Origin of the sequence: Clostridium sp. MCC344 (assembly GCF_018785365.1) — a bacterium.
Lineage (GTDB): Bacteria > Bacillota > Clostridia > Lachnospirales > Lachnospiraceae > Pilosibacter.
Window position 1 is genome coordinate 1 of the sequence record NZ_WQPQ01000089.1, and the last position, 8,812, is coordinate 8,812.

7 protein-coding genes and 1 pseudogene are annotated in these 8,812 nt (G+C 45.8%); all 8 read left to right on the forward strand.

What is annotated here, in order from left to right; translation table 11 throughout:
* A pseudogene (locus GPK90_RS17795) lies at positions 1-76 on the forward strand (sigma-70 family RNA polymerase sigma factor); the annotation flags it as partial.
* Between the two features lie 218 nt (positions 77-294).
* Positions 295-1,260, forward strand: a complete 966-nt coding sequence (locus GPK90_RS17800) for a helix-turn-helix domain-containing protein (RefSeq protein WP_147573486.1) — start codon at positions 295-297, stop codon at positions 1,258-1,260.
* A 147-nt stretch (positions 1,261-1,407) separates the two neighbouring features.
* Positions 1,408-2,010 (forward strand): MptD family putative ECF transporter S component, encoded by a 603-nt coding sequence (locus GPK90_RS17805; RefSeq protein WP_215703579.1) that lies wholly within the window; start codon positions 1,408-1,410, stop codon positions 2,008-2,010.
* A gap of 113 nt (positions 2,011-2,123) precedes the next feature.
* Entirely contained in the window at positions 2,124-2,897 is a 774-nt protein-coding gene (locus GPK90_RS17810; protein ID WP_215703580.1) for an energy-coupling factor transporter transmembrane component T family protein, read from the forward strand.
* A gap of 2 nt (positions 2,898-2,899) precedes the next feature.
* Positions 2,900-4,366 (forward strand): ATP-binding cassette domain-containing protein, encoded by a 1,467-nt coding sequence (locus GPK90_RS17815; protein WP_346011301.1) that lies wholly within the window; start codon positions 2,900-2,902, stop codon positions 4,364-4,366.
* A 16-nt stretch (positions 4,367-4,382) separates the two neighbouring features.
* Positions 4,383-6,167 carry an ABC transporter ATP-binding protein gene (locus GPK90_RS17820; RefSeq protein WP_215703581.1) on the forward strand — a complete coding sequence of 595 codons (1,785 nt, stop codon included), beginning with the start codon at positions 4,383-4,385 and terminating at the stop codon, positions 6,165-6,167.
* Positions 6,168-7,916 carry an ABC transporter ATP-binding protein gene (locus tag GPK90_RS17825; RefSeq protein WP_215703582.1) on the forward strand — a complete coding sequence of 583 codons (1,749 nt, stop codon included), beginning with the start codon at positions 6,168-6,170 and terminating at the stop codon, positions 7,914-7,916.
* Between the two features lie 18 nt (positions 7,917-7,934).
* Positions 7,935-8,300 (forward strand): metal-dependent transcriptional regulator, encoded by a 366-nt coding sequence (locus tag GPK90_RS17830; protein WP_015553312.1) that lies wholly within the window; start codon positions 7,935-7,937, stop codon positions 8,298-8,300.
* Positions 8,301-8,812: the final 512 nt, after the last annotated feature.

Genomic DNA, 8,812 nt, shown 5'->3' on the forward strand with positions numbered 1-8,812 from the left:
AGTAGAAGGTGTAGACCCAAGCCGTGTCCGAGACAGTATCCGCCGTGGATTAAAGCAGCTTGTAAAATATTTTTGATAAAGTTTCATTTGATGCGCCTGTTTTTTGCCTTTTTTGTCAGTGTTAATAAGAAGGACAAGTTTTCCTCCTTCATCAGTACCGATTTTATAAATAAAAAAGAAAAAATGTGTTTTAGAGGCCGTAGGACTTCTGTTGCTGTAGGCTTTCCTTGACTGCTTCCAAAATATGCAGTATTATATGATTAGCTTTGACTAACCAAGAAAGGAGGGCGTACAATGACAAACCAATACATGACGAAGCTGTACCATGATCTGCTCTCCAACTCTCCGCAGACAGTGACAATAGATATTCCGGCTGATATGGGAACAGGCCAGATTTCACAGGTTGTTACAAAGCAAGGTGCTGTTGTATCCGACTGGAAAATGAACTATTTTTCAGATATGAATGTGCAGGGTGTAAGCTGCGAAGATTATATTCAACTTTTATTTTGCTTCAATGATGGCGTATCGTGGAATATTGCAGATGCGCGTCAAAGTGTCAGCATCCAGAAAGGCGAATCCTGCATTTATCGAGGACATGGTAAAATGGAATACTTGTGTTATTCCGGGAAGAAAGATTTTCTTTTCAAGAATATAAAAATTCCCATGCCCTATTTTCACAAAATTTTGAATGACTACTTTGAAGATAGTGAAATAAACGCTTATGAAAAGAAATTATTGACAGGAATTTCAAAAGTGAGCGTTACCCCGTATATGGAACACATTTTTGCGGAGGTAAAAGATTTTACGCAATATCGTGGCGGTTTAGGGTATCTATTCTTGGAAAGCAAAGTTTTTGAATTGCTGTCTGTGTACTTGAGTGAAGTATTGGAACTCAGTATTCTTTCATCGAGTTATATCAGCATTTCTAAAAGTGACAGGGACTCAATTACCGAGGCAAAGCGGATTATCGACAGCCAGCTTGCTTTTGCACCGAGTTGTGAGGAACTGGCGAAAAAGGTCAATATCAGTGTTTCCAAGCTGACAAAGGGATTTAATTCTTTATTTGGGACATCGGTTCACGCATACATCATAGATCAAAGACTGGAAAAAGCGGCAGGGCTGCTTTTGGAAAGCGACTTGAATGTAAGCCAGATCGCAACGCTGGTTGGATATTCAAAACCAAGCAATTTTGCGGCTGCGTTCAAAAAGAAATATGGAGTAATACCTAAGAACTATAAAGATGAAAATACGATTGGCTAAACCTAAAAAAATACCGTTTTTGGGTAGAATGAAATCGGGTTTGGGTTGGATGTAACAACGGAAATTGGTACAATTTGCGATGTGGTTAGAGAAGATTAACCGCATCGCATTTTTTATTTTCCAAATAAAGTGAGGAGGAATAAGAGTATGAAACAAAAGCTAAATGCGAAAGATTTTATTCTCATCGGTGTTTTAACGGCCCTCATGTGGATTATCTGCATGGTTATCAGCACCATTATGAGCGTGGCTGGCCCGGTGACAAACGTATTTTACCCGTCCGTTGTTGCGATCCCGAATGGCATCGTTATGATGCTCCTGCTGGCTAAGGTTCCGAAGAAAGGCGTGTTTACCATTTGCGCCGCAATTCAGGCGATCCTGTTTCTGCTGGTGGGTGCTTTCTGGTTCATTCCTATCGGCTTGATAATTGGCGGTGTCATCTGTGATTTCCTGGTTATGAGTCGGAATGAAATTACAATGAAGTCCATGATGGCAGCCTATGCGCTGTTCAGTGCTATTTTTGCTTTTAGTGCTATCTGCCCTATCAAATTTCTTCAAAGCGCGTTTGTCGGAGCAATGGAGAAAAACAATATTGCCCCGGAGTACATTCAGGGAATGTTGAACATTACTTCCGTTCCCATGCTGGTAGTCATTGTCGCTGCCGGATTGGTAGGCGGTCTGATTGGCGGCTTTATCGGTCAGAAAGCATTGAGAAAACACTTTATCAAAGCTGGACTTGTTTCAGTAAAATAACAGGATCAGCCCCCTGAAACTTTATCAGGCAATACAGGCAAGCGGGCTGCCTGACTTCAGAGCGTGGGGCTGAGAAGAGTCCCGCGCTTTGATTTTTATAGGGAGACATTTGAATGGAAGAAGCACAAATTAAACAAATAATCGAGCGCCAGCCCCTACATGGCTCTGCGCTCCTCGACCCACGCTGCAAGATACTTCTTTTGGTCTGCATTGGTTTTGTTAGTTATTTTCTGGCCGGAGAAGTTGTCAGTCTCGCGCTCATGCTGGTTTACGGGCTGTTTATTGCCTTTGGTAACGGTGGAAAATGGGCTGTCAAAATGATAGTGACCTATATTATTGTTGCTTATCTCAATGCCCTGCTCCGTTACGTCCAAGTTCCGGTTTTAAGTGTGATTATGAGCGTGTTCGGCGTGACGGTCTTAAAACTGATCCCTATCATGATGATAGGACTTTGGATATTGCGAACTACATACATGGATGACTTAATGGTGGCACTTCAACGGATGCGGTTGCCCCAGGCAGTCACAATCCCCCTTGTTGTTATGTTCCGCTATATCCCTACTTTACGGATTGAATACCGACAAATCCGAAGCACGATGGATATTCGCGGTATCAGTGATACCGTGTGGAAACGGGTATCCCATCCGTTAGCAACCATAGAATATATTTTGATACCTCTGCTGATGAGGTGCTTGAAAGTCACTGATGAACTGGCAGCATCCGGCACAACACGCGGTCTGGAGTTGGAGTGCAAACGATACGCGCTGCGGCCAATCCGTTTTTCGTGGCCGGAAATCGTGGTATCACTGTTGGGTATCCTCTTTTTGGTCGGTTTGCTTTTTATCGACCAGACTAAAATCGGGGAAATTATTTTGTGGAGGATATGACGATGATCTCATTTCAGAATTTTAGCTTTCGTTATGAAGAAAGCAAAGACTTTACCCTCCGCGGCATGGATATGACCGTACAGACGGGTGAGTTCATTCTTCTGACAGGGCGAAGCGGCTGCGGCAAAACAACCCTGATCCGCTCGCTCAACGGTCTGATTCCGCACTTTTATCCCGGAGAAATCCAAGGCGATCTGCTCATGGATGGTCATTCACTGCTGGAAATGAAGCCGTCTGAATTGGCCGGACAGGTTGGAACGGTATTTCAAGACCCACGTTCTCAGTTCTTTATGACGGATACCACGCGGGAATTGGCTTTCGGCTGCGAAAATCTCGGACTGCCCCGTGAAGAAACGATTGATCGCATTGCAAAAGCGGCAAAAGAGTTGGAATTGGTAAACTACTTGAACAGGAGTATCTTTGCATTGTCCAGCGGAGAGAAGCAACAGATCGCAATCGGTTCTGTTTATGCGCTGGAGCCCAAAGTATATATTTTTGATGAACCATCGGCCAATCTTGACTATGGCGCTACCAAACGGCTGGCAGAAATCATGGAAAAACTTAAACACGCCGGATACACAATTTTTGTGGTAGAGCATCGTTTTTATTATTTGCGCGATCTGATTGATCGAGCCTTTCTGATCCAGAACGGGAAAATTGAGCATGAGTTCACAAGGGAACAGTTTTGCTCTCTGCCCGAAGAAACACGAATTTCTTATGGCCTGCGAACAGCATACCCAGAACGCGATGCAGAACATTATCAGGAAAGGCCGAACACAAAGGGCGCGACACATCAGCTGGAAGTTCACAATTTAGGCTTTGCCTACAAGAAAGGACCTGATATTTTCCAAAATGTCAGCTTTGAAGCTCATGCAGGAGATGTGATTGGTATTCTGGGTCATAACGGAGCCGGAAAAACGACCCTCTTATCTATTTTAACGGGCCTGCTAAAGCAGCAGCACGGCGAGGTCTGCTTTGACGGCAAAAAATTGACACCACGCCAGCGGCGGGCACTTTCCTATCTTGTCATGCAGGATACGGATTATCAGCTTTTTGCCAGCAGCGTGGAGGAAGAACTATCCCTTGGCATGAAGGACGATTGCAAAGAAAAAGTGGATGAAACGCTGAAAGCACTGGAACTATCAGATTACCGTGAACGGCATCCGGCATCCCTTTCAGGTGGTCAAAAGCAGAGAGTTACTATCGGTGCGGCAATCGTAAAGGGCAGTCCAGTAATCTACTTTGACGAGCCTACCAGTGGTTTGGACTATGATTCTATGGTGCGTGTCAGCAAACTGATCGAACAGCTTTCCAGCTCCGGCGTGATCGTGTTTGTGGTGTCCCACGATTTTGAATTTATTGTCCGTACCTGTACGGAGGTGGTTCAGTTGGATGATGACGGGGCTATTCAAAATCAAAGGCTCTCGCCAGAAATTTTGAAAACGTTGTCCGAAAAATATTTTAACTGATAAGGAGGTTGGAATTATGTTTCAAAAAGTATTTGAGTATGCAGGGCCTCATAAGAAGGGGCTTTATGCAGCAACGGCCATCGTGCTGGTCAGCGTCCTGATGGGTGTCCTGCCCTTTGTGTTGGCTTATCAGGTGATAGCGCCGCTGGTCATGGGTGAATCTATTGGAGCATCCTTTATCATTTCGCGCGTGGCTCTTGTCTTGGCGTGTCTGGTGCTGCAAGCCCTTTTCTATGGCTGGGGACTGAATCTTTCTCATAAAGCCGCTTATGACACGCTGCTCCGTCTGCGAACGGCACTTCAAAAACGGTTTGAAAAGCTGCCCCTCGGTGTCATTCAGGATAAAGGCACCGGCACAGTCAAAAAGCTGTTCGTGGATGATGTAGACAGTCTGGAAGTTTTACTGGCTCACTCCATGCCGGAGGGAATTGCAAATCTGATGATCCCTATTGCGGTTTATGTGGCAATGTTCTTTGTGGATTGGAAACTGGCGCTTCTGTCGCTGGCATCCATTCCGATCAGCCTGATTGCCATGATGACGATGTATTCGGTCGGGATGAAAAAAATGGGGCCTTACTACATGGCCGGACAAAAGATGAACAATACCATTATCGAGTACATCAACGGTATGGAAGTTGTCAAGGTATTCAATAAGGACGCAGATTCCTATGAGCGGTTCCGCAAAGATGTATCAGATTATCGGGACTATACTCTGGCGTGGTACAAGGCGGCGTGGCCGTGGATGGCAATTTACAGCAGTCTGCTTCCATGCACCATTATTCTGACTTTACCTGTTGGCGCATGGTTCGTTCTCTCTGGCTGGTCTACTTTGCCTAATTTGATCTTGGTACTGTGTCTTTCTTTAAGTATTGGTATGCCACTGCTGAAATCTCTCGGTTTCCTGCCTACCATGCCCCAGCTCAACTATAAAATTTCTGCATTGGAGCAGGTGTTGGATGCGCCAGAGCTCCAGCAGACAGAAGATGCGTTCCACGGGAAAGATGACACCATTACTTATGACCATGTTTCTTTCGCTTATCAGACCACACAGCCCGGCCCGGATGGAAAGCCTGTTGTAATTGAGGATGAAGTTCTCCATGACATTTCCTTTACGGCAAAAGCTGGACAGAAAACAGCCCTTGTTGGTGAATCTGGCTCCGGCAAGAGTACATTAGCGAAACTGCTGATTCACTATTATGACCCACAGAAAGGCAGTATTTCCATCGGTGGGCAGAAATTATGCGATATGAGCCTTGAAGCACTCAACAGCCGTATTTCCTATGTGGCGCAGGATCAATACCTGTTCAACACCTCTCTGCTTGAAAACATTCGGCTTGGTCGGCTGAACGCAACGGATGAAGAAGTGGTGGAGGCCGCAAAGAAAGCTCAGTGTATGGAGTTCCTTGAGAAACTTCCGCAGGGTATTCATTCAATGGCTGGTGATGCAGGAAAAATGCTCTCCGGCGGTCAGCGCCAGCGTATTTCTCTGGCAAGGGCAATCTTAAAAGATGCTCCAATTGTGGTGCTTGACGAGGCAACTGCCTATGCCGATCCCGAAAATGAGGAAAAGATGGAAGCTGCCATTGCAGAGCTTGTAAAAGGTAAGACCCTTGTGGTTATCGCGCACAAATTACCAGCCATTATGAACGCAGATCAGATTTGTGTTATGGATCACGGAAAGCTGGTTGCAACGGGCAAACATCAGGAGCTGATCCAGTCCTGCCCAGAATATCAAAAGTTGTGGAAAGCGGCACAGGACAGCGCCGAGTGGAAAGTACATACTGCAAAGGAGGGGAAATAAATGTTTGCTTTGTTTTCAAGAATATTGAAACTTTCCGACCATTATAAGAGCCGTATTCAGGGCGCATTTGTTTGTGCGTTTCTGGAATCCATTCTGTCCAAAATGCCGATTTTTCTGGCCTTTGTGGTTTTGAGTGGATTTGCAAATAAGACGATTACCGGGCAGACTTGTCTTTATGTGGGACTTGGCCTTGCCGCTATTGTGCTGGTTCAGATGCTCGTCCACTATCTTAGTGACAGCCTGCAAAGTGCAGCGGGATATTTGATGTTCGCTGACAAGCGTATCGAATTGGGCGGCCATCTGCGGAAACTTCCGATGGGATATTTCACTTCCGGCAATATTGGCAAGATCAGTTCTGTCCTCAGTACCGACATGGTGTTCATTGAAGAAGTCGCTATGAGTACGCTGGGAAACATGATGAGCTATCTGCTGTCCTCGCTGGTTTTGCTGGCGTTCATGTTTTATCTGAATTGGCAGCTTGGCTTGATTGCTGCGATAGTTACTATTTTGGCATGGCTGGTATCTAAGGGAATGAACAAAGTTTCCCTACGAGAAGCAGCAGGCCGTCAGGAGCAGAGTGAACGGCTGACCGATGCGGTGCTGTCTTTTGTGGAGGGCATTGGTGTTATTAAGAGCTATAACCTGCTTGGAGAAAAATCCGAAGAACTGTCCGGCAATTTCAAACGTTCCAGAAATACATCGCTTGACTTTGAACGGAAAATGACCCCGTGGACAATGGGGCTGAATATCCTTTACGGTATTGGTATTGCGGCAATTTTCGGCCTGTCTATTGTGTTGGAACAGAGCGGTGCACTTTCTTTGGCTTATGTGTTGGGTGTTCTGCTATTTGTATTTGATCTTTTTGGCCCGTTGAAGGCTCTCTATGGAGAAGCATCCAGACTAACCGTTATGAACGCTGCCCTTGATCGTATTGAAGCGGTATTGGATGAACCGGAACTTTCCGACAACGGCAAGCAGCATATTCCGGCTCAGGCACAGCCGGGACAGCCGGAAGTCCTGTTCAACGATGTTACATTTGCTTATCAGGATAAAGAGGTTTTGCACCATATCAGTTTTGCCATGAAGAAAAATTCTATGACAGCGCTGGTTGGGCCATCCGGTAGTGGTAAGTCCACCATTGCAAACTTACTGGCGCGGCTTTGGGATGTAAAATCCGGCAATGTGACGATAAGGGGTGTGGATATTCGCAATGTACCTCTGTCGGAATTGATGAATCAGATCAGCATGGTATTCCAGCGCGTGTATCTGTTTCAGGACACCATTTACAACAATATCATCATGGGAAAGCCGGATGCCACGGAAGAAGAAGTCTATGAGGCTGCCAGAAAAGCCCGCTGCTATGATTTCATTATGGCTCTGCCTGATGGGTTCCAGACAGTGGTTGGCGAAGGCGGTGCGACACTCTCTGGTGGCGAAAAGCAGCGTATTTCGATTGCCCGCTGTATCCTGAAAGACGCGCCTATCGTCATTTTGGACGAAGCTACCGCGAGTGTGGATACGGACAATGAAAGCTATATTCAGGAGGCTATTTCCGAATTGGTGAAGGGAAAGACCCTGCTTGTAATTGCTCACCGCCTAAATACCATCCAGAACGCCGATCAGATTTTAGTTATAGACAACGGCCAGATTGCACAGCAAGGAACCCATGAGGAACTTTTGAACCAGCCTGGTATCTATCAGGATTTTATCAATATCCGAAAGAGTGCGGCTGGCTGGAGTCTTGCTTAATGGCGAAAGGAGCTGCCTATGAAACTTCATACTGCCGGAGAGGATTATTTGGAGGCCGTGCTTATACTTCAAAAGAAGCTCGGTATGGTGCGTTCCGTGGATGTTGCCCGGTATATGGAGGTTTCAAAACCCAGCGTATGTTACGCAGTAGGAACTTTACGGGAGGGCGGCTTTCTGACAACAGACGAAAAACATTATCTACATCTGACCGAACGTGGTCGGGATGTGGCTGAAAAAATCTACGAACGCCATTGCTTTTTAACAAAGCACCTCATATCCATAGGCGTTGATCCTGAAACGGCAGAGGCTGATGCCTGCCGGATTGAACATGATATTAGCGCAGAAACCTATGAACGGCTGAAAGAATTAGTCACGAAAGAATAATTACATAGCGTATAAACCTGCCCCGACTACGGGGAAAGAAAAAAATCGTTGGTTGGGGCAGGTGATTTTGTGCGCCTATTTTAAGTTATTACCTTAACGGCGGTTTTGAAAAATCAGAGCCGCCGTTTCTTTGCGTCTACACAAACCAATGACGACTTGCAGGGGCACGGTAGCCGATTGGAGGTTATTTTGCCGTGTCTCGTTTGCTTTTTCAAAGCTCACATGATCTACATCAGTTAAAAAAAGCCTTGCCCCTCCTCCGGGCAAGTATAACATTGCATCGGTATTATCGTTCCATGTAATTCAGTATAATAATGGCTGTTCTTGGCGCGCCAGTTTTCCCTCACGGAAATCTGGCGTTTTTTGTTGCCATTTTTTCGGAGATGACCCGGTTGTCTGCCGGTGTCGGTCTCCGCCCCCATTCGATTCACCCGTCAATCACCCGTGAATCGAAATGGAGGTACATAATGAAGAAAATTAACCTTCGGGAACTTTATCCTGATGTTTATACA

Bases quoted from the DNA above. Each gene is read 5' to 3' on its own strand.
- GPK90_RS17805 (WP_215703579.1), top strand. From the start codon at position 1,408: ATGAAACAAAAGCTAAATGCGAAAGATTTTATTCTCATCGGTGTTTTA.
- GPK90_RS17820 (WP_215703581.1), top strand. From the start codon at position 4,383: ATGTTTCAAAAAGTATTTGAGTATGCAGGGCCTCATAAGAAGGGGCTT.
- GPK90_RS17800 (WP_147573486.1), top strand. From the start codon at position 295: ATGACAAACCAATACATGACGAAGCTGTACCATGATCTGCTCTCCAAC.
- GPK90_RS17830 (WP_015553312.1), top strand. From the start codon at position 7,935: ATGAAACTTCATACTGCCGGAGAGGATTATTTGGAGGCCGTGCTTATA.
- GPK90_RS17815 (WP_346011301.1), top strand. From the start codon at position 2,900: ATGATCTCATTTCAGAATTTTAGCTTTCGTTATGAAGAAAGCAAAGAC.
- GPK90_RS17810 (WP_215703580.1), top strand. From the start codon at position 2,124: ATGGAAGAAGCACAAATTAAACAAATAATCGAGCGCCAGCCCCTACAT.
- GPK90_RS17825 (WP_215703582.1), top strand. From the start codon at position 6,168: ATGTTTGCTTTGTTTTCAAGAATATTGAAACTTTCCGACCATTATAAG.